Source organism: Bradyrhizobium sp. LB8.2 (genome assembly GCF_040548035.1).
Taxonomy (GTDB): domain Bacteria; phylum Pseudomonadota; class Alphaproteobacteria; order Rhizobiales; family Xanthobacteraceae; genus Bradyrhizobium.
In genome coordinates, this window is record NZ_JBEPQV010000010.1 from 1 (window position 1) to 16,976 (window position 16,976).

Consider the following 16,976-nt stretch of genomic DNA (forward strand, 5'->3'; position numbering starts at 1 on the left):
GACCCAGCGGTCGGGACGAAAAGCTGGCAGCAATCAAACAAAAAGCGGAACATCCGCCTTGACACACCAAATCCCCATGTGAGCAATCCAGACTGGTTCCGCGGAGGCATGCTGGATTGCTTCGCTGTGCTCGCAACGACAACGGATGGAGATAAACTGCGTCTGCTGCTTCCCGATACGGAAATGCTGTAGTCTAACCGACTGACGCCAGACTTTCCGGGGACTCGACATCGATGCCGCACGACTCTCACGCCCGAAGCGCTTGGCCGCTATTCCGGTCGCTCGCGGCCTATTCGCTGCCTGGCGATCTCATGGCGGGGCTGACGCTGGCGGCCATCGCGATCCCCGAGCAGATGGCCACGGCGCGGCTCGGCGGCTTCGCGCCGCAGATCGGCTTCTTCGCCTTCATGGCGGGATCGCTGGGCTTTGCGATGCTCGGCGGCAACCGCTTCCTGTCCTGCGGCGCGGATTCCACGATCACGCCGATCTTCGCCGGCGGGCTCGCGGCGCTGGCCGCCGCCGGCTCGCCAGACTATCAGGGCCTCGCAATCGCACTGGCGCTGATGGTCGGCGCGATGATGCTGGCCGGCGGCGCGTTCCGCCTCGGCGGCATCGCCAATCTGCTATCGGTGCCGGTCATGGTCGGCTTCCTCGCCGGCATCTCGGTCCACATCATCGTGTCGCAATTGCCGGGCGTGCTGGGTCTGGAATCGCCGAGTGGACCGACGCTCGATCGCATCGGCGTGCTCGCAAGCGAGCTCGGCCGCAGCAATCCCTTCACACTATGCATCCGCTTCGGTGTGCTGGCCGTGGTCTTCGTCGCCGAGAAGCTCAGCGCAAAAATTCCGGGCGCGCTGATCGGGCTCGTCGCCGCGACCTTGGCCACAATCGCCCTCAGCCTCGAGAGCAAAGGCGTTAGCGTCGTGGGCGTCGTGCCCGGCACGCTGCCGCGGCCGACCTTCCCCGACCTTGCACCGGAGCAATGGGTGCGCCTCGTGCCGCTGGCCTTCGTGATCACGGTCGTGGTGATGGTGCAGACCGCCGCGACGACGCGCTCGTTCCCGTCCGATCCCGACAAGCCCGCCGATGTCGATCGCGATTTTCTCGGCGCGGGCGCCGGCAGCGTACTGTCAGGCCTGTTCGGTGCGTTTCCGGTCAATGCCAGCCCGCCGCGGACGGGCATTGTCGCCGAGACCGGCGGACAATCGCAACTCGCGGGCCTCGCCGCGGCTGCCATCGTGCTGGCGCTGCTCGCGTTCGGAACGGGGTTGCTGCAGCACGTTCCGGACGCAGCCCTCGGCGGCATCCTGCTGTTCGTCGCGCTGCGCATCATCCGCGTGAAGCAGATCGTCACGATCTATCGCCAATCCCCAAGTGAATTCCTGCTGATCGCTGCCACCGCGGCGCTGATCATCGTGCTGCCGATCCAGCAGGGTGCGTTCCTCGGCATCGTGCTGTCGCTGCTGCACGGCATCTGGAGCACGACCCGCGCGCGGCTGGTCGAGTTCGAGCGCGTACCGGGCACCACGATCTGGTGGCCGGCGCATCCGCACATCACCGGCGAACGCATCGTCGGCGTCGCCGTGATCGGGCTGCAGGCGCCGCTGTCCTTCCTCAACGCGCCGGGCTTCCGCAGCGACGTGACTAAGGTGCTCGGCGCGACGCCCCCGCAACTGCTGGTGCTGGAGGCAAGCGGCATGGTCGAGATCGACTTTACCGCCGCGCAGATCCTGCTCGACGTGTTCAGGGCGTGCAGCGAACAGGGCGTCACGGTCGCGCTGGCCCGGCTGGAATCGGTGCGCGCACAGGACGCGTTCGAGCGGTTCAAACTGTTCGAGGCCCTGCCCCGGGAGAACGTCTTCCACAGCGTCGACGAGGCCGTGCGCAAGCTGGCGAAATAATCCTGCTTACGCCCTCCGATCCTCATCTTGAGGAGCCCGCGAAGGCGGGCGTCTCGAAGGATGGCCACGGGCGAGATCCGGGCCTTCATGGTTCGAGACGCGCCAAGACGCGCTCCTCACCATGAGGGTCTGGATGCAGTGGAGATCGCGAAAGCTGCCATCACTGCACCAGCGTCGGGTGATCGCGCTGTATTGTTTCGCGGATCCAGCTGGCATGGATCGCGCGAAACAGGATCTGCGCGGTCTTGAGGTCGCCCGCTTTCATGCAGAGATCGACGATGCGACGGACTGCGTCGTCGCGCATCAATCCATCGGAGACCTTCATCGCGATTTCCATCGCGACTTTCGCCGCCCGCTCGTAGCGCACGCTCTCGTGCTTGTCGTTGCGCGCGGAACCTACCGCGCTCGCCGCAGCGGCGTCACAGATCGCACGGATGCGCTCGGCGGCCTCGATGTCGCCGAGCGGCCGCTCGATCGCTTCGTCCCAGACGTCCTGTCGCGTCTTGCGCGCGAACCACTTCATCGCCCCGCCACCCATGGTTTTCCAGCCGCCGCATCGTCGCGCTTCAAACCGCGCCCAGCATAGAGAACCGTGGTGAGATCGGCGAGGCGGTTTTTTCCGACACACTCCGCGGCTCGCGACATGTTCAGGACGTCCGACGCGGCCCGATCGCCTCGAACTGCGCCTTCTGCTCGTCGTTCAACGTGGCATAGAAATCTTCGAGCGCAGCGCGCACCGATTTGACGCCATCCAGCATCAGGTCGAGCCGCTTGTGGATCGCGGCCATTCGCGCTGGCGGCGTCATCACGTCGTTGGGCTGGCAAGCCGCCTTGAGCGATGCGCTGACCTTCGCGCTGGTATCCTGGAGCACCTGCAGCGCAGCGCGCTGGGTGCCGTCGGGATGAAGCCTCGCCTCGATGTCGGCGCCGGGCCAATCGAGTGCGGCAGACGCTCCACAATTCTGGACCAGCGATCCACCGGCATTGTTGGAAGCCGTCGCGCGACGCTGATCCTCGGCCAGCGCATTGAAGCGCGCCTTCTGCTCGTCGGTGAGCGAGCCATAGAATTTATCCAGTGCGGGCTGAACGAGATCCACGGCTTTCTCCATCGCCTCGATGCGCTGCTGCATCGCCGCCAGCCGACCGGGCGCCGTCGCCGCGACCTGCGCCGGACAGGACGCGCGGATCATCTCCGCCGCCTGGATCGAGGCATTTCCGAGATCGTCGAGGCTTGCCCCTTGCGCATCGGTCGGCTGCACCGCAGCTGCGATCTGGTCGATCGGCAGACCGACGATTTCGCGGCGGTCGCTGCCGCAAAGCTGGTCGAGCGCAACGCCTCGCGCTTGCCGTCGTCCCTGCGGACGTTGCGGCAGATAGGCCGAGAGACCGTCATAGCCATAGGGCCCGAAGATGCCGGCATAGACGTCGGGATAGCCGTAGCCCCAGAAGCCGAGACCGTCGCCCCAGATCGTGTAGTCGTAGAGGTCGTTATAGGCGAACGGCCAGAACAGCGGTCCGACCCAGCCATAGCCGCCCTCTGCATGTTGCCACCATCCGCTGCTTGCGCCATGCCAGCCGGCGAGTGCGGCAGCGGCTGCGATCTGGGCCCGCGCCGCCGGATTGCTGATCAGACGGCCGTTGCGGAAGGCGCTGGAGTGCGCGTTGAGCGCATTGCGGAAATTCGCGGGACGCACGGCCGCATTCCGCATCTGACCGAAGTTCGGGCCACCATGTCGGGCTCCGGTTGCGAACCGCATCCCGCGATGCCCGCCGCCACCATGCGCGTGCCCGAAACCGTGACCACCGAAATGGCCACCACCATGATGACCACCTCCATGATGACCACCTCCGTGACCGCCGCCATGACCACCTCCGTGACCACCTCCGTGCCCACCACCGCCCTTGCCCAGAGCCGTGCCCGCCAGCATGCAGGCCAGCGCCATCACGGCAATTCCAATGACCGGTCGCAACATCGCATCCTCTCGCAGAGCCGCGCCATTGAGGCATCGGAAGTCTACGGGAATTGGAACCGGCGCGGCTGCGGAAAGTTCCGCGACCGCGACGCGGCAGGCGCGCTAGACCTCCGGCACAATCTTGCCGGGATTGAAGATGTTCTGTGGATCGAGCGCCTTTTTCAGCGCCCGCATCGCGTCGATCGCCTCGGGGCCGAGTTCCGCATTGAGATATTTCTGCTTGCCCTGGCCGATGCCGTGCTCGCCGGTGCAGGTGCCGTCCATCGCCTGCGCGCGCTCGACCAGGCGATGCATGAACTCCTCGCCGCGCGCCATCTCATCGGAATCGTTGGTGTCGCAGACCAGCGAGCAGTGGAAATTGCCGTCACCGACATGGCCGACGATCGGCGACAACAGATTGAGGCGCTTGAGATCTTCCTCGGTCTCGTTGACGCAATCGGCCAGGCGCGAGATCGGCACGCAGACGTCGGTCGCGACCACGCCGATGCTGTCCCCGGGCCGCAGCGCCTTGACGGACCAATAGGCGTCGTGCCGCGCCTGCCACAGTTTTGTGCGATCCTCCGGCTTGGTGGTCCAGGAGAAATCGCCGCCGCCGTACTCCCCGGCGATCTCGGCGAAGGCCTTGGACTGCTCGGCGACCTCGATCTCGCTGCCGTGGAATTCCATCAGCAGCAGCGGCGTCTCCGGCAGCGTCAGCTTCGAATAGGCGTTGCAGGCCCGCACCTGCGCGGCGTTGAGCAGCTCGATGCGCGCCACGGGAATCCCGGTCTGGATCGCCAGGATCACGGCCTGACACGCCCCGTGTACAGTCTCGAACGACACCGCACCGGCCGCGATCGTATCAGGAATGCCGCGCAGACGGATGGTCAGTTCCGAGATGATGCCGAGCGTGCCCTCGGCGCCGACGAACAGATGCGTCAGGTCGTAGCCGGCGGATGATTTCTTCGCGCGCGTGCCGGTCGTGATGATCTCACCGTCGCCGCGCACCACCTTCAGCGCCAGCACGCTGTCGCGCATGGTGCCGTAACGCACGGCGTTGGTGCCGGAGGCGCGCGTCGAGGCCATGCCGCCGAGGGAAGCGTCCGCGCCGGGATCGATCGGGAAGAACAGGCCCTGATCGCGCAGATGCTCGTTGAGCGCCTTGCGGGTGACGCCGGGCTGGATCACGCAGTCGAGATCCTCGGCATGGACCGCCAGCACCTTGTTCATGTCGCGCAGGTCGATGGAGATGCCGCCGGCGGGTGCGTTGACCTGGCCCTCGAGCGAGGTGCCGGTGCCGAAGGCGATGACGGGCACGCCGTTTTTCGCGCAGATCCGCACCACGTCCTGAATGTCGGCAGTCTCCTGCGCCATCACCACGCCGTCCGGCGGCTGGTTCACAATCCATGTGGTGGTATGGCCGTGCTGCTCGCGGACGGCCTGCGAGGTGATGAGGCGGTTGCCGAACCGTGCGGCAAGCTGCTCCAGCGCACTTGCAAGGGCTTTCGGCGCCGGCCGCGGCGGATTATTGGTGATGGTCGTACCCACGGACGTTCCTCCCGACGAGACGAACCGTGGCAAAGGACATCTCACCGGTCAAGTCAAGCGGCCGGGCGCATAGCTGGGGAAGGAAACATGCCGGAGACTGCTGCCACAGTGCCATTCCGCGCCTCGATCATGCAGATCGAGCCGCAATGGATCGACTACAACGGCCACCTCAACATGGCCTATTACAACGTGATGTTCGACCGCGCGGTCGACCAGATGTGGCTGACGCTCGGGATCGGGCCGGGCTACATGAAGGAGCGCGGCGGCTCGACCTTCACCGCCGAATGCCATGTGCGCTACTTGCGCGAAATCCACCTCGGCGATCCCGTGCAGGTGTCGGTCTGGCTGCTGGAAGCCGACGACAAGCGACTGCACACGTTCCAGGAGTTGCGACACGCGACCGAAGGCTGGTCGTCGGCGACCTCCGAAAACATGTCGCTGCACATCGACATGGGCTCACGAAAGGTGGCGGCCTTTCCACCAGACGTCCGCGAGCGCATTGCGGCGGTGGTCAAGGCCCACAGTGCCGTGCCGCGGCCCGAGGGCATCGGCCGAAGCGTGGCGATGCCCTCGAAGCGGTAGTGCATGATCCGGAAAAGTGCGAAGCGGTTTTCCGGCAAGATCATGCACCAAATCGAACCGCGCTAGACCCTGGTACGGCCGCGGGCCAGTCCGACAACAGCCGAGACCAGGAACAGCACGACCGCGATGAAGAAGATGATCTTGGCGATTTCGATCGACGCGCCGGCGAGGCCGCCAAAGCCCAGGATACCGGCGATCAGGGCGATAACCAGAAACGTCACAACCCAGCTAAGCATGATCCGAACCTCTGTTTCGATGTCTGTCTGCGATCGGCGCGGCTGACGCGCCTCACTTGCAGGACCAATCGCCAACTCGGAACAATGGTTCCGGGCCGCTGAAGCCGGAAATTCGCCTGACCGACAGGAACAAATTGGCTTTCCACGCACGTGGAAAACCCTTCCCCGCCGCCCCATATAGGGATCGATCCCTGTTAAGAAGGCTCCCCTTTCACCACCCCGCGGTGCCAACGTGGGGCCAAATGATTCGCATGACCGAGCCGAGCAAGATCACGTCCCAGAGCGTCCCCGACCACCAGCCCGCAGCCGGCGGCATCGCCGCGCGCGCGCGCGCCTCGGTGGGACCGAAATATCTGTCCGGGCTCAATCCGGAGCAGCGCGAGGCGGTAGAGACGCTGGACGGCCCGGTTCTGGTGCTGGCCGGCGCCGGCACCGGCAAGACCCGCGTGCTGACCACACGCATCGCCCATATCCTGAGCCAGGGCCGCGCGCGCCCCGCCGAGATCCTGTCGGTGACCTTCACCAACAAGGCCGCCCGCGAGATGAAGCACCGGCTCGGCCAGATGCTCGGCCATGCCGTCGAAGGCATGCCGTGGCTCGGCACCTTCCACTCCATCGGCGGGCGCATCCTGCGCACCCATGCCGAGCTGGCGCAGCTCAAGTCGAACTTCACCGTGCTCGACGTCGACGATCAGGTCCGGCTGCTCAAGCAGCTCCTGCAAGCCGACAATATCGACGACAAGCGCTGGCCGGCGCGCATGCTGGCCGGCCTGATCGACGGCTGGAAAAACCGCGGCCTGACACCGTCGCAGGTGCCGTCAGGCGAAGCCGCCGTGTTCGCCAACGGCAAGGGCGGCAAGCTCTATGCGAGCTACCAGGAGCGGCTGAAGATCCTGAACGCCGCCGATTTCGGCGATCTGCTGCTCGAGGACATCCGCATCTTCCGCGAGCACCCCGATATCCTGCGGCAGTACCAGCAGCGCTTCAAATTCATCCTGGTCGATGAGTACCAAGACACCAACGTCGCGCAGTACCTGTGGCTGCGGTTGTTGTCGCAGGCGCCATCGAAGCCAACCACACCCGCTGTCATTCCGGAGCGGCTCGTAGAGCCGAACTCTGACGTGCAATTGCACGTCGGAGAATCCAGAGATGAGTCCGACAATCGAGATTCCGCGCCTTTGGCACATCCCGGAATGACGACTCCTTCCCCCGTCAAAAACATCTGCTGCGTTGGCGACGACGACCAGTCGATCTATGGCTGGCGCGGGGCGGAGGTCGACAACATCCTGCGCTTCGACCATGATTTCCCCGGCGCCAAGGTCATCCGCCTCGAGCGCAACTACCGCTCGACCGGCCACATCCTCGCCGCCGCCTCGCACCTGATCGCGCACAACGAGGGCCGGCTCGGCAAGACGCTGCGCACCGAGGACCAGGACGGCGAGAAGGTCACGGTGACGGGTTCTTGGGATTCGGAAGAGGAAGCCCGCGGCATCGGCGAGGAGATCGAGCAGATCCAGCGCCAGGGCGACAAGCTCAACGAGATCGCAATTCTCGTGCGCGCCTCCTACCAGATGCGCGAGTTCGAGGATCGTTTCGTCACGCTCGGCCTGCCCTATCGCGTCATCGGCGGCCCGCGCTTCTACGAGCGCGCCGAAATCCGTGATGCGCTGGCTTATTTGCGCGTCATCAACTCACCGGCCGACGATCTCGCCTTCGAGCGCATCGTCAACACGCCCAAGCGCGGCCTTGGCGACGCCACCGTGCAGATGCTGCACGACCACGCCCGCAAGCGCCGCATCCCCTTGTTCGAGGCGGCGCGCGCCATGGTCGAGACCGACGAGCTGAAGCCGAAGGCGCGCGGAAGCCTGCGCGAGGTCGTCGCCCAGTTCGACCGCTGGCGCGCCCAGCGCGAGGTCACGGCTCATACTGATCTGGCCCAGATCGTGCTCGACGAGAGCGGCTACACCGAGATGTGGCAGAAGGACCGCTCGGCGGACGCCGCGGGCCGGCTCGAAAACCTCAAGGAGCTGGTGCGCTCGATGGAGGAGTTCGAGAACCTGCAAGGGTTTTTGGAGCACATCTCGCTGGTGATGGACCGTGACAGCGGCGCCGATGAGGACGCGGTGTCGCTGATGACGCTGCATTCGGCCAAAGGCCTGGAATTCGACAACGTGTTCCTGCCCGGCTGGGAGGAAGGCCTGTTTCCGAGCCAGCGCACGCTGGACGAACAGGGCCGCGCCGGTCTCGAGGAAGAGCGCCGACTCGGCCATGTCGGCATTACCCGCGCCCGTCGCCGCGCCAAAATCTATTTCGCGACCAACCGCCGGATCCATGGCACCTGGTCGACCACGATCCCGTCGCGCTTCCTCGACGAACTGCCGGCGGCCAATGTCGAGATCACGGAATCCAAGGGCGGCTCGGCCTGGGGCGGCACCGGCGGCTACGGCGCCTCCCGCTTCGACGACATGGAGGCGTTCGGCTCCACCTATTCGACCCCGGGCTGGCAGCGCGCCCAAGCCAATCGCAATCGCGGCGGCGGCGGGGGCGGCAATGGCGGCCGCGGCAGCTTCGAGGAACAGGCCTCGTCGTTTTCGTCCCAATCGTCCTCGCCAGATTTCGGCAGCTTCTCCTCGCGCCGCCGCGGCCCGATGACGATCGAGGGTGAGCTGGTCGCCAAATCCACCGGCACGACCTCGGAATTCTCCCTCTCCGACCGCGTCTTCCACCAGAAATTCGGCTACGGCCACGTCACCAAGATCGACGGCAACAAGCTCACCATCCATTTCGACAAGGCAGGCGAGAAGAAGGTCGTGGACAGCTTTGTGCAGCGGGCGTGAGCGATTGCGGCGCGCTCACTAAGCGCTAGTTGGCCCGGACTAGTTTTACGGTCAGATGATTCTTTGGGGGAACGTCATGCTGACCGCGAGCCGCGATATCATTCGGCGCCTGGAACGAGAGGGGTGGAAGCTCGTGCGTGTTACCGGCTCCCACCACGTGTTCAAAAGCCCCGTCTCAGGGGAAACGCTCGTCATTCCGCACCCCAAGAAGGACTTGGGAAAGGGATTGGTCCGTGCCATCTATAAGGGCGCGGGCTGGAAGCCCGACTGAGGTCGAAATGGCTCACTACATTGCCATCATTGAGGACGCCGGTCCGGACCACGCCGTTGGCGTATGGTTTCCCGACCTGCCCGGCTGCATTTCTGGCGGCGACGATATCGACGAGGCCTTGCACAATGCGCCGGAGGCGCTCGAGCTCTATGCGCAAGACCTGAACGAGGACGGCCGCCCGCTTCCCCGGCCGAGAACCCTAACCGAGCTCAGGGCCGATTCGAACGTCGCCGACGATCTCAGGAACTACATGGTCGCCCTGATCGAATTGCCGGCCCGCGCAGACGCTGCGGAGTGAGGACTGTTCGCCGCACTGGCCGGCCTGTCGACAGTTCTGGTCCGAACAGCCCTTGACCATCGCGAACTTCCCCGTATCAGATGCAGCCATGGTCCGGGGCTCCATTACACTGATCTTGCTGGCATTGGGTATGCCGTCGCTTGCGGCGGCGGAGACCATGAGCTTTGGCGATTCACTCGGGCTCCTGGCCAAGAGTTGCGGTGCGGAAATCGTTGCCAATTGCCGCGGCGTCAACCCGGACTCGACCCGCCTGAAGGAGTGCCTTTCCCGCAATCGCGACGTGCTCTCGCAGCAGTGCCAGGGCGACTATCTCGGCGCCTTCGATGCCATCCAGAAGCGCGTTGCCGCCCGCGTCACTGTGGCGAACGTCTGCCAGCGCGAGATCGTCAAGGTCTGCGGCGGCTCGACCAAGGAGACCAGCAAGGCGATCCCCTGCCTGATCTCGACGCCCAAGGGCATCAGCAACAACTGCCTGAAGGCGGTCGACGACGCGGGATATCGGTGATGCGCGCGAACATGCTTTCCACCGCCGGAATTGGCATCGCGCTCGGTCTTTCCCTGCTCGCGGGCGCGGCAGAAGCGCAGACGCCGCCGCCGACCCGCGACGACATCGTCGCCAAGCTCAACCATTTCGAACAACCCGCTGAGATCGATATCCCCGCGCTGAAGGTGCAGGTGATGGAGCGGGCCAAGGCCAGGATCAAGAACGATCCGGGTCCGGTGAACCGGCCGCTGATCGCGCCGGATCTGGCCAATTTGCCGACCTTCAACGCGCAGATCCAGTTCGACGCCGACACGCCGATCATCCAGCCGGCGTCCTACCAGGCCGTCGGCCGCATTGCCGACGCGCTGGTCCATGCCTCGCTGCTGCCCTACACCTTCCTGATCGTCGGCCATGTCGAATCCAACGTGAAGACGCGCGAGGCTAACGCGATCCTGAGCCAGCGCCGCGCGGACGCGATCCGCGACGTGCTGGTGAACACGTTCAAGATCTCGACCAAGCGGCTGCATCCGATCGGCCTCGGCGAGGAGCAGTTTCTCGACCGAGCCAGGCCGACCTCGGCCGTCAACGGCCAGTTGCAGATCCAGACCTTTGCCAAGCTGCCGGAGGACGAGCCTGCGCGCCCGGCTGCGGCGCCTGCGCCTGCGACGAAAAAGCCGGCCAGGAAACACTGAGCGCATGCGCCCCGGCGCCTGACGGAACCCTTTGAAGTGTTGCCGTTTTGTGACCTGTCTCACAGCGCGACAGACCGGCTTTGCGCGACAATAACGCCGGTTTGTGCACCGCGCTATCAGGTGCTATAGGCTTTTTTCGCCCTTCCCGACCCCATGCTGCACGAGACCGAGATGGCCAGTTATTTTCAACGCCAACTGGCCGACTACGTCGAATATCATCGCGATCCCTGGAACTGCGCGATGCACGTGGTCGGCATCCTCCTGCTCTTCACCGGCGCCGTACTGCCGCTGACCCTGGTGCACGTCCCGCTGTTCGGGATCGAGGTGAGCCTGGCCGTGATTTTTGCCCTTCCCGTGCTGGTCTATTGGCTGATGCTGGACGCCGGGATCGGGCTCGGCATCCTCGCCTCGATGATCGTGCTGCTTTCTGTCGCAACCGCGATCGGCAATCAGGTCTCGATCGTCATGATGTGGTCGATTTTTGCGGTGCTGATCGGGTCTGGCGTCGCATCGCAGATCGTCGGTCACAAGGTTTTTGAGGAGCGGCAGCCGTCGATGGTTGACCACCCCGCCCATTTCTTGCTCGGACCGATGTTTGTCATGGCGAAATTATTCATTGCATTGGGCTTCCGTCGCGACCTTGCCGCGATTATGGCGCCTCTTCCGACCAATTCCCTTTCAACCCGATAGTTCTAGACGCGAAACAGCAACCTTCTGCATGGCTCTCGTACTGGTTACCGGTGGCAGCGGCTTCATCGGACATCATCTCGTAGAAGCGCTCCGCGCCCGTGGGCAGCGGGTGCGTGTTCTCGATGTGCGTGCGCCGGCCACGGCGAATGCCGACGTTGAATATGCCCATGGCTCGGTGCTGGACGGCGCCGCGGTCGATGCCGCGATCGCGGGCGTCGATCAGGTCTATCACCTCGCCGGCCTGCCCGGCATGTGGGTCGCCGACAAGCAGGCCTTTCACGACGTCAATTGCCGCGGCACAGAGATCGTGCTCGCGGCGGCGATGAAGCGCGGCGTCTCCCGCTTCCTGCACTGCTCGACGGAATCGATCCTGTTCCCGTATTCTGACCTGGGCGGTGTTCCCGCCGAAGAAGCGCTGCAGCCGGCCGATGCGATGCCGGGCGCCTACACGCGATCGAAATCGCTGGCCGAGCATTGCGCCGCGAAGGCCGCGGCTGAAGGTTTTCCGCTGGTGATCGGCACGCCGACCATGCCGATCGGTGCTGCCGACCACAATCTGACGCCGCCGACCGCGATGCTGTGGTACTTCCTCCAGAAGAAGGTGCAGCCGCACCTCAACTTCCTGGTCAATCTCGTCGACGTCCGCGACGTGGCCATGGGCCTCGTGCTGACCATGGAACGCGGCCGCATGGGCCAGCGCTACATCCTCGGCGGCGATTGCGTTCCGCTCGGCCAGATCCTGCGAATGATGTCCACGATGAGGGGCCGCCGGCAGTTCCCGGTCGTCGTTCCCGGCAAGATTGCCGAGCTCTCCGCGATCATGCTCGAATATCTATCCGATCACGTCACGCGCCGGCCGCCCAACGGCACCGCCGAGGGCGTGCGCATCGCGCTCGCGGCGAGCGACCTCTCGATCGACAAGGCGCGCACCGAGCTCGGCTACTCGCCGCGCCCGGTCGAGCCGGTCCTGCGCGAAACCATCACCCATCTTCTCGCCCGCGGCGGCGCGCTTGCCTCCAGCGCCATCGAGCATCACGCGCTCTCCTCGCGCGCCAGCTGAGCTGCCGCCAACCCAAAGAACCTTTCCGCATGTCCTTCGATTTCAGCAAGCTTCTCTCTGTCGCCTGGGGTGGTTGGACCACGACCTGGCCGACGCAACTGCTCGCCCTGATCTGGCTCGCCTGGCTCGCAAGCTGGGTCGGCGCCTCGTTCTGGCAAGGCCGCACCCAGAAGCAGGTGATGACGCTGGAGTCCGGGCGCTATCGCATCCCGATCCTGGTCGGCGGCATCCTGTTCACACCGTGGACCGCGGAAGTGCTCGGTGAGAAGCCGCTCTGGGTGTTCAGCAATACCGCTGTCTATATCACGGCCCTGATCGTGCTGGCCGGCATCTCCTTCACCTGGTGGGGACGGCTGCATCTCGGACAATTCTGGTCCAACACCATCACTCACAAGCAAGACCACCGCGTCATCGACACCGGCCCGTACGGCATCGTGCGCCATCCGATCTACACCGGCCTGATCCTCGGCATGCTGGTGACCGGCATCGCGGTCGGCACGGTGACTGCGATGCTCGGCGCGATCCTGATCTCGCTCGGCATGTGGCAGAAGGGCCGGATGGAAGAGGTGTTCCTGTCCAAGGAGCTCGGCGAAGACGCCTACGGCGCCTATTGCCGCCGCGTGCCGATGATCATCCCGTTCCTGGCGCCGCGGTGAAGTAGCAGACCGCGTCCACCATTTTCTCTGCCAGCGTTAGTGCCAACTCCGTCATCCTGAGGCGCGAGGTTTGCGATGCGCATGCATCGCGAGCCGAGCCTCGAAGGATGCGCGGCCAAGATGCAGCCGGCCGGCCATCCTTCGAGGCTCCCCATGCGTCGCTTCGCGCCCCATGGCTCGCACCTCAGGATGACGGTGATGGATTAGCGCGCTCTGAACATTCCGCCGAGGAACTGCCCTCCTTCCAGCCCGTTGACGCCTCGACACCTGCACTGACCGCAGAGCATCGAGCATGTCCGACGCCTACGATTATTTTCGCGAGCACGCGATCGCCGCCGTCCGCAAGGCGCGGGCACTGCCGCCCGGGCAGTCGAAGCAGAAGCAGCGCACGGTGGCGCGAGTCTATCAGCTCCTGTCCAGAGAGGCTGCGCTCGCGCCGAACATCCATCATCTGGATGATTTTCGCGCTGCGCGCGGGCTGGAGCGGCAGATCGGCCGCTGATCTCCGGGCACCGCCCGTCGGCATTCGTCCCATGCAAATTCGAACGGCTGCCATTCCACGGAAATAGAGCCCGACGGCGTGCCACACAGGTTGACGTCTGCCCCGTCAGCCAGTTGGATGCGCGCGCAAACAGGGGCTTCTCATGACTTTTTCCAGCATCTTTGCGCAGTTCGTTGCGCTCCTCGGTGGCATCGCGCTGCAATGGCGGAAGCTGTCGGGCACCGTGCCCGCGCCGGCCTGGGGTCAGTCGCCCGCCATTCCCCAAGCAAAGCCGCAAGGCGCCATCCCGACATTGAAGATGCCGACGGCGCGCGGCTGGAGCGAGGGACAGAAGCCGACCGTCGCTCCCGGGCTCAAGGTCAATGCGTTCGCTACCGGCCTCGACCATCCGCGCTGGATCGAAGTGCTGCCCAATGGCGACGTGCTGATTGCGGAAGCGACGCAGATCGCGGGCGCGCCGAGGTCGGTGTTTCATTACGCGATGCAGGCGACGATGCGGCGCGCCGCCGCGCTCGGCGTCAGCGCCAACCGCATCACGCTGCTGCGCGACAAGGACGGCGACGGCGTCGCGGATTATCGCGGCGCGTTCATGGAGAACCTCAGCCAGCCGTTCGGCATGGCGCTGGTCGGCGACACCTTCTATGTCGGCAACACCGATGGCGTGATGGCCTTCCCGTACGTGGCGAACGCCGACCGCATCACCGCGCCGGGCAAGCGCCTCACCACATTCAAGCCGAACGGCCACTGGACGCGCAGCCTGCTGGCAAGCCCCGACGGCAAGAAGCTTTATGCCGGCGTCGGCTCGCTCAGCAACATCGCCGAGATGGGCATGGAGGTCGAGCAAGGCCGCGCCGCGGTCTACGAGCTCGATCTCGTCGCCGGGACGCACCGCATCTTCGGTGCCGGCCTGCGCAATCCGGTCGGATTGGCCTGGGAGCCAAACACGAACGTGCTCTGGACCGTCGTCAACGAGCGCGACGGCCTCGGCGACGAGACGCCGCCGGACTATCTGACCTCGGTGCGCGACGGCGGCTTCTACGGCTGGCCCTATTGCTACTGGGGCAAGACGGTGGACGATCGCGTGCCGCAGGATCCGACGCTGGTCGCCAAGGCGCTCACGCCGGACTATGCGCTCGGCGGACACACCGCTTCGCTCGGCCTGTGCTGGATACCGGCGGGTACACTGCCCGGCTTCCCGGACGGCATGGCGATCGGCCAGCACGGCTCGTGGAATCGCAGCAAGCTGTCCGGCTACAAACTGGTGTTCATCCCGTTCGAGAACGGAAAGCCCTCCGGTCCCGGTCGCGACATCCTGTCGGGCTTCCTGGCCCCGGACGAGAAGGAATCCTACGGCCGCCCGGTTGGCGTCGTGATTGGCCCCGATAAGAAGTCGCTGCTGATGGCCGACGATGTCGGCAACGTGATCTGGCGCGTGACGGGCGCTTAACGGTTACGTTCCAACGCTGAGCGTGGCGCGCTGCTTGCGGAGCAGCGCGATCACGGACAGCGCCGTGATCAGGCCGGTCTTGGGATTCTCGGACGGGATGTTCTCGATCGACATCGAGAACCGCGCCGAATCCGCCTCGACCTCGAGGCGGTGAACGTTGCGTGTCACGGTCGGGTCGGCCCAGATCTGCACTGAGGTGCGATCCGGCCCGACACCCGCGAGCGACAGCGCGACCGCGACGTTGAGATTGGCCGGAAAACCCTTTGCAGCCACGCGCGCGGAGCCTTCGAACAGCTTGAGCGGCTCGCGCAGATTGTCGATATCGATATTGTTCTCGACTATGAACGGTGCGCCCTTCAGCCCGTCGATCGGCTTGCGCGTCACCATCTTCACCGAATGAATGGTGCCGATGGCGGCAGCGTTGACGGCGTCGAGGCCGATCAGTGCGCCGGTCGGCACGAGGATGCGGCCGCCATTGGCGCGGGCGAGGTCGACGAGATCAAAATTATCGAGCAGCCCACCGACGCTGACGACGACCGCGGCCTTGCCGCGCTTCACCGCGGGCTCGACGATCGCGCGCAACTGGCTGCTCGGCGCGCATTCGACAACGATGTCGGCGGCGTCCCCGAGCTGATCGATCGGCATGATTTGCGGCGAATGACGCAGGCCGGAGAGGAATGTCTGATGCTTTGCGGGATCGCGCACCGCCACGGCAGAGAGAGTCAGGCCCTCGATGCCCTGATCGAGCGCGGTTGCGATCTTGGTGCCGATCGAGCCGAGCCCTGCGATGGCAACCCGCAATTCGTCCGAAGCTCGCCGTTCAGTCATCGCATCCACCCTCTCGCCAGCCGATGTCATACCCGCTCAGGCGCCGCGCGCATAGCTGCGCAGGCGCGTCTCGAGCACCGACAGCATCGCGTCGCGGGCCGGGTCGCGCGAGCCGCGCAGCCATGCGGCAGCGAGCGGCAACCGGCCGACGGGGCCGATCTGCTTGGGCCGCAGCGGCACGAAGCGCACGCCTGATACCGCCATCCGCGTGGTCCAGCGCGGCACGATCGCAACCCCGAGCTTCGTTGCGACGAGATTGATGATGGTCTGCTTCTCGTCGGCGACCTGCACGATGCGTGGCGTCAATCCGGCCTGCTCGAACAGTTTTATCGTGAGGTCGTGGCTGTGCGGCCGCGAGCGGCGGTCCGGCACCAGCATCGCCTCGTCGGCGATCTGGGACAGCGTGATCGCCTTGCGTTCGGCGAGCGCGTGGCGCTGCGGGAACGCCACGATGGCTGTCTCCTGCAGGAGATCGCGGAATTCGAGCCGCTTGTCCCGCTGATGGGGCGGACGCACGAAGGCGAGATCGAGCGCGCCCGTCAAAATCTTTGGCAGCAGCCGCACCGTCTTGTCCTCGAGAAGCTGCACCGCGACCTCCGGATGCTTTGCGCGAAAATCGCGGAGTAACGTCGGCAAAAGTCCTGCTGCGGCACTGTCGATGGCACCGACCCGGAGTTTTCGAGCAGCCCCCGCGCGCGAGCGATTGCGCAGATTGCTCTCGACCGCCTCGACGCGGGCGAGGATGGCACGGGCATCGCGCAGCAGAGTCGCGCCATCTTCCGTCAGCGACACCGCACGCGTCGTCCGCGCGAACAGCCGCGTGCCCAGATCCTCCTCAAGCAGCCTGATCTGGCGGCCGAGCGCGGAAGGCAGCATCTGGAGATGCTGCGCCGCGCGGCCGAAATGCAACTGCTCGGCCGCCGCCACGAAGCATCGAAGCTGATGCAATTCCATTCCCTATCCTCTCGTCCCGCTCCCCCGAGACGATTATA

General features: G+C 65.2%; 19 protein-coding genes. 13 read left to right on the forward strand and 6 right to left on the reverse strand.

Going from position 1 to position 16,976, the window contains the following annotated elements; genetic code table 11:
* Together ABIB06_RS14515 and ABIB06_RS14520 are read left to right on the forward strand one after the other, a co-directional pair.
* A partial coding sequence (locus ABIB06_RS14515; protein ID WP_354049383.1) for a hypothetical protein occupies positions 1 to 192 on the forward strand: 192 nt, incomplete at its 5' end.
* Between the two features lie 41 nt (positions 193 to 233).
* Positions 234 to 1,901, forward strand: a complete 1,668-nt coding sequence (locus ABIB06_RS14520; RefSeq protein WP_354049382.1) for a SulP family inorganic anion transporter — start codon at positions 234 to 236, stop codon at positions 1,899 to 1,901.
* Positions 1,902 to 2,061: 160 nt separating this feature from the next.
* Here the strand turns inward: ABIB06_RS14520 and ABIB06_RS14525 are convergent, their stop codons facing one another.
* The 3 genes from ABIB06_RS14525 to ABIB06_RS14535 all read right to left on the reverse strand — a co-directional run bounded on the left by ABIB06_RS14525 (position 2,062) and on the right by ABIB06_RS14535 (position 5,401).
* Complete coding sequence (locus ABIB06_RS14525) at positions 2,062 to 2,424, reverse strand: hypothetical protein (protein WP_354049380.1); 363 nt, start codon at positions 2,422 to 2,424, stop codon at positions 2,062 to 2,064.
* Between the two features lie 124 nt (positions 2,425 to 2,548).
* Positions 2,549 to 3,874: a Spy/CpxP family protein refolding chaperone gene (locus ABIB06_RS14530; protein ID WP_354049379.1), complete on the reverse strand. Its 1,326-nt coding sequence runs from the start codon at positions 3,872 to 3,874 to the stop codon at positions 2,549 to 2,551.
* Positions 3,875 to 3,976: 102 nt separating this feature from the next.
* A complete protein-coding gene (locus ABIB06_RS14535) occupies positions 3,977 to 5,401 on the reverse strand; it encodes an FAD-binding oxidoreductase (protein ID WP_247442442.1) in 1,425 nt (474 codons plus the stop codon).
* 87 nt (positions 5,402 to 5,488) lie between these two features.
* Between ABIB06_RS14535 and ABIB06_RS14540 the strand changes: the two genes are divergently transcribed.
* Positions 5,489 to 5,983, forward strand: a complete 495-nt coding sequence (locus ABIB06_RS14540) for a thioesterase family protein (protein WP_354049377.1) — start codon at positions 5,489 to 5,491, stop codon at positions 5,981 to 5,983.
* Positions 5,984 to 6,045: 62 nt separating this feature from the next.
* Here ABIB06_RS14540 and ABIB06_RS14545 read toward each other — a convergent pair whose 3' ends face one another.
* Complete coding sequence (locus ABIB06_RS14545; RefSeq protein WP_007613448.1) at positions 6,046 to 6,219, reverse strand: DUF1328 domain-containing protein; 174 nt, start codon at positions 6,217 to 6,219, stop codon at positions 6,046 to 6,048.
* Positions 6,220 to 6,461: 242 nt separating this feature from the next.
* On the opposite strand from ABIB06_RS14545, the gene ABIB06_RS14550 reads away from it, so the two are divergent.
* From ABIB06_RS14550 to ABIB06_RS14595, 10 genes are all read left to right on the forward strand, one after another.
* Positions 6,462 to 9,056: an ATP-dependent helicase gene (locus tag ABIB06_RS14550; RefSeq protein WP_354049374.1), complete on the forward strand. Its 2,595-nt coding sequence runs from the start codon at positions 6,462 to 6,464 to the stop codon at positions 9,054 to 9,056.
* Positions 9,057 to 9,132: 76 nt separating this feature from the next.
* A complete protein-coding gene (locus ABIB06_RS14555; RefSeq protein ID WP_354049372.1) occupies positions 9,133 to 9,327 on the forward strand; it encodes a type II toxin-antitoxin system HicA family toxin in 195 nt (64 codons plus the stop codon).
* Between the two features lie 7 nt (positions 9,328 to 9,334).
* Positions 9,335 to 9,625, forward strand: a complete 291-nt coding sequence (locus ABIB06_RS14560; RefSeq protein WP_354049370.1) for a type II toxin-antitoxin system HicB family antitoxin — start codon at positions 9,335 to 9,337, stop codon at positions 9,623 to 9,625.
* A gap of 88 nt (positions 9,626 to 9,713) precedes the next feature.
* A complete protein-coding gene (locus tag ABIB06_RS14565) occupies positions 9,714 to 10,130 on the forward strand; it encodes a hypothetical protein (RefSeq protein ID WP_354049368.1) in 417 nt (138 codons plus the stop codon).
* Entirely contained in the window at positions 10,130 to 10,801 is a 672-nt protein-coding gene (locus tag ABIB06_RS14570) for an OmpA family protein (protein ID WP_354049366.1), read from the forward strand. Before ABIB06_RS14565 ends, ABIB06_RS14570 begins: the two co-directional genes overlap by 1 nt.
* Positions 10,802 to 10,954: 153 nt before the next feature.
* The gene (locus tag ABIB06_RS14575; RefSeq protein WP_354049364.1) at positions 10,955 to 11,491 is read left to right on the forward strand and encodes an Mpo1 family 2-hydroxy fatty acid dioxygenase; all 537 of its coding nucleotides are present in this window, start codon (positions 10,955 to 10,957) and stop codon (positions 11,489 to 11,491) included.
* Positions 11,492 to 11,519: 28 nt separating this feature from the next.
* Positions 11,520 to 12,551 (forward strand): NAD-dependent epimerase/dehydratase family protein, encoded by a 1,032-nt coding sequence (locus ABIB06_RS14580; RefSeq protein ID WP_354049362.1) that lies wholly within the window; start codon positions 11,520 to 11,522, stop codon positions 12,549 to 12,551.
* 29 nt (positions 12,552 to 12,580) lie between these two features.
* Positions 12,581 to 13,207 carry a methyltransferase family protein gene (locus ABIB06_RS14585; RefSeq protein WP_247347659.1) on the forward strand — a complete coding sequence of 209 codons (627 nt, stop codon included), beginning with the start codon at positions 12,581 to 12,583 and terminating at the stop codon, positions 13,205 to 13,207.
* A 292-nt stretch (positions 13,208 to 13,499) separates the two neighbouring features.
* Complete coding sequence (locus tag ABIB06_RS14590; protein ID WP_354049359.1) at positions 13,500 to 13,709, forward strand: hypothetical protein; 210 nt, start codon at positions 13,500 to 13,502, stop codon at positions 13,707 to 13,709.
* Positions 13,710 to 13,851: 142 nt separating this feature from the next.
* A complete protein-coding gene (locus ABIB06_RS14595; RefSeq protein WP_354049357.1) occupies positions 13,852 to 15,156 on the forward strand; it encodes a PQQ-dependent sugar dehydrogenase in 1,305 nt (434 codons plus the stop codon).
* Positions 15,157 to 15,159: 3 nt separating this feature from the next.
* Here the strand turns inward: ABIB06_RS14595 and ABIB06_RS14600 are convergent, their stop codons facing one another.
* Both ABIB06_RS14600 and ABIB06_RS14605 read right to left on the reverse strand, forming a co-directional pair.
* Positions 15,160 to 15,984, reverse strand: a complete 825-nt coding sequence (locus ABIB06_RS14600; protein ID WP_354049355.1) for an aspartate dehydrogenase — start codon at positions 15,982 to 15,984, stop codon at positions 15,160 to 15,162.
* Between the two features lie 36 nt (positions 15,985 to 16,020).
* Positions 16,021 to 16,938, reverse strand: coding sequence for a LysR substrate-binding domain-containing protein (locus ABIB06_RS14605; protein WP_247442467.1), 918 nt, complete (start codon positions 16,936 to 16,938; stop codon positions 16,021 to 16,023).
* Positions 16,939 to 16,976: the final 38 nt, after the last annotated feature.

Bases quoted from the DNA above. Each gene is read 5' to 3' on its own strand.
- ABIB06_RS14580 (WP_354049362.1), top strand. From the start codon at position 11,520: ATGGCTCTCGTACTGGTTACCGGTGGCAGCGGCTTCATCGGACATCAT.
- ABIB06_RS14520 (WP_354049382.1), top strand. From the start codon at position 234: ATGCCGCACGACTCTCACGCCCGAAGCGCTTGGCCGCTATTCCGGTCG.
- ABIB06_RS14595 (WP_354049357.1), top strand. From the start codon at position 13,852: ATGACTTTTTCCAGCATCTTTGCGCAGTTCGTTGCGCTCCTCGGTGGC.
- ABIB06_RS14570 (WP_354049366.1), top strand. From the start codon at position 10,130: ATGCGCGCGAACATGCTTTCCACCGCCGGAATTGGCATCGCGCTCGGT.
- ABIB06_RS14600 (WP_354049355.1), bottom strand. From the start codon at position 15,984: ATGACTGAACGGCGAGCTTCGGACGAATTGCGGGTTGCCATCGCAGGG.
- ABIB06_RS14540 (WP_354049377.1), top strand. From the start codon at position 5,489: ATGCCGGAGACTGCTGCCACAGTGCCATTCCGCGCCTCGATCATGCAG.
- ABIB06_RS14550 (WP_354049374.1), top strand. From the start codon at position 6,462: ATGATTCGCATGACCGAGCCGAGCAAGATCACGTCCCAGAGCGTCCCC.
- ABIB06_RS14605 (WP_247442467.1), bottom strand. From the start codon at position 16,938: ATGGAATTGCATCAGCTTCGATGCTTCGTGGCGGCGGCCGAGCAGTTG.
- ABIB06_RS14565 (WP_354049368.1), top strand. From the start codon at position 9,714: ATGGTCCGGGGCTCCATTACACTGATCTTGCTGGCATTGGGTATGCCG.
- ABIB06_RS14590 (WP_354049359.1), top strand. From the start codon at position 13,500: ATGTCCGACGCCTACGATTATTTTCGCGAGCACGCGATCGCCGCCGTC.
- ABIB06_RS14575 (WP_354049364.1), top strand. From the start codon at position 10,955: ATGCTGCACGAGACCGAGATGGCCAGTTATTTTCAACGCCAACTGGCC.
- ABIB06_RS14530 (WP_354049379.1), bottom strand. From the start codon at position 3,874: ATGTTGCGACCGGTCATTGGAATTGCCGTGATGGCGCTGGCCTGCATG.
- ABIB06_RS14525 (WP_354049380.1), bottom strand. From the start codon at position 2,424: ATGAAGTGGTTCGCGCGCAAGACGCGACAGGACGTCTGGGACGAAGCG.
- ABIB06_RS14555 (WP_354049372.1), top strand. From the start codon at position 9,133: ATGCTGACCGCGAGCCGCGATATCATTCGGCGCCTGGAACGAGAGGGG.
- ABIB06_RS14560 (WP_354049370.1), top strand. From the start codon at position 9,335: ATGGCTCACTACATTGCCATCATTGAGGACGCCGGTCCGGACCACGCC.
- ABIB06_RS14585 (WP_247347659.1), top strand. From the start codon at position 12,581: ATGTCCTTCGATTTCAGCAAGCTTCTCTCTGTCGCCTGGGGTGGTTGG.
- ABIB06_RS14545 (WP_007613448.1), bottom strand. From the start codon at position 6,219: ATGCTTAGCTGGGTTGTGACGTTTCTGGTTATCGCCCTGATCGCCGGT.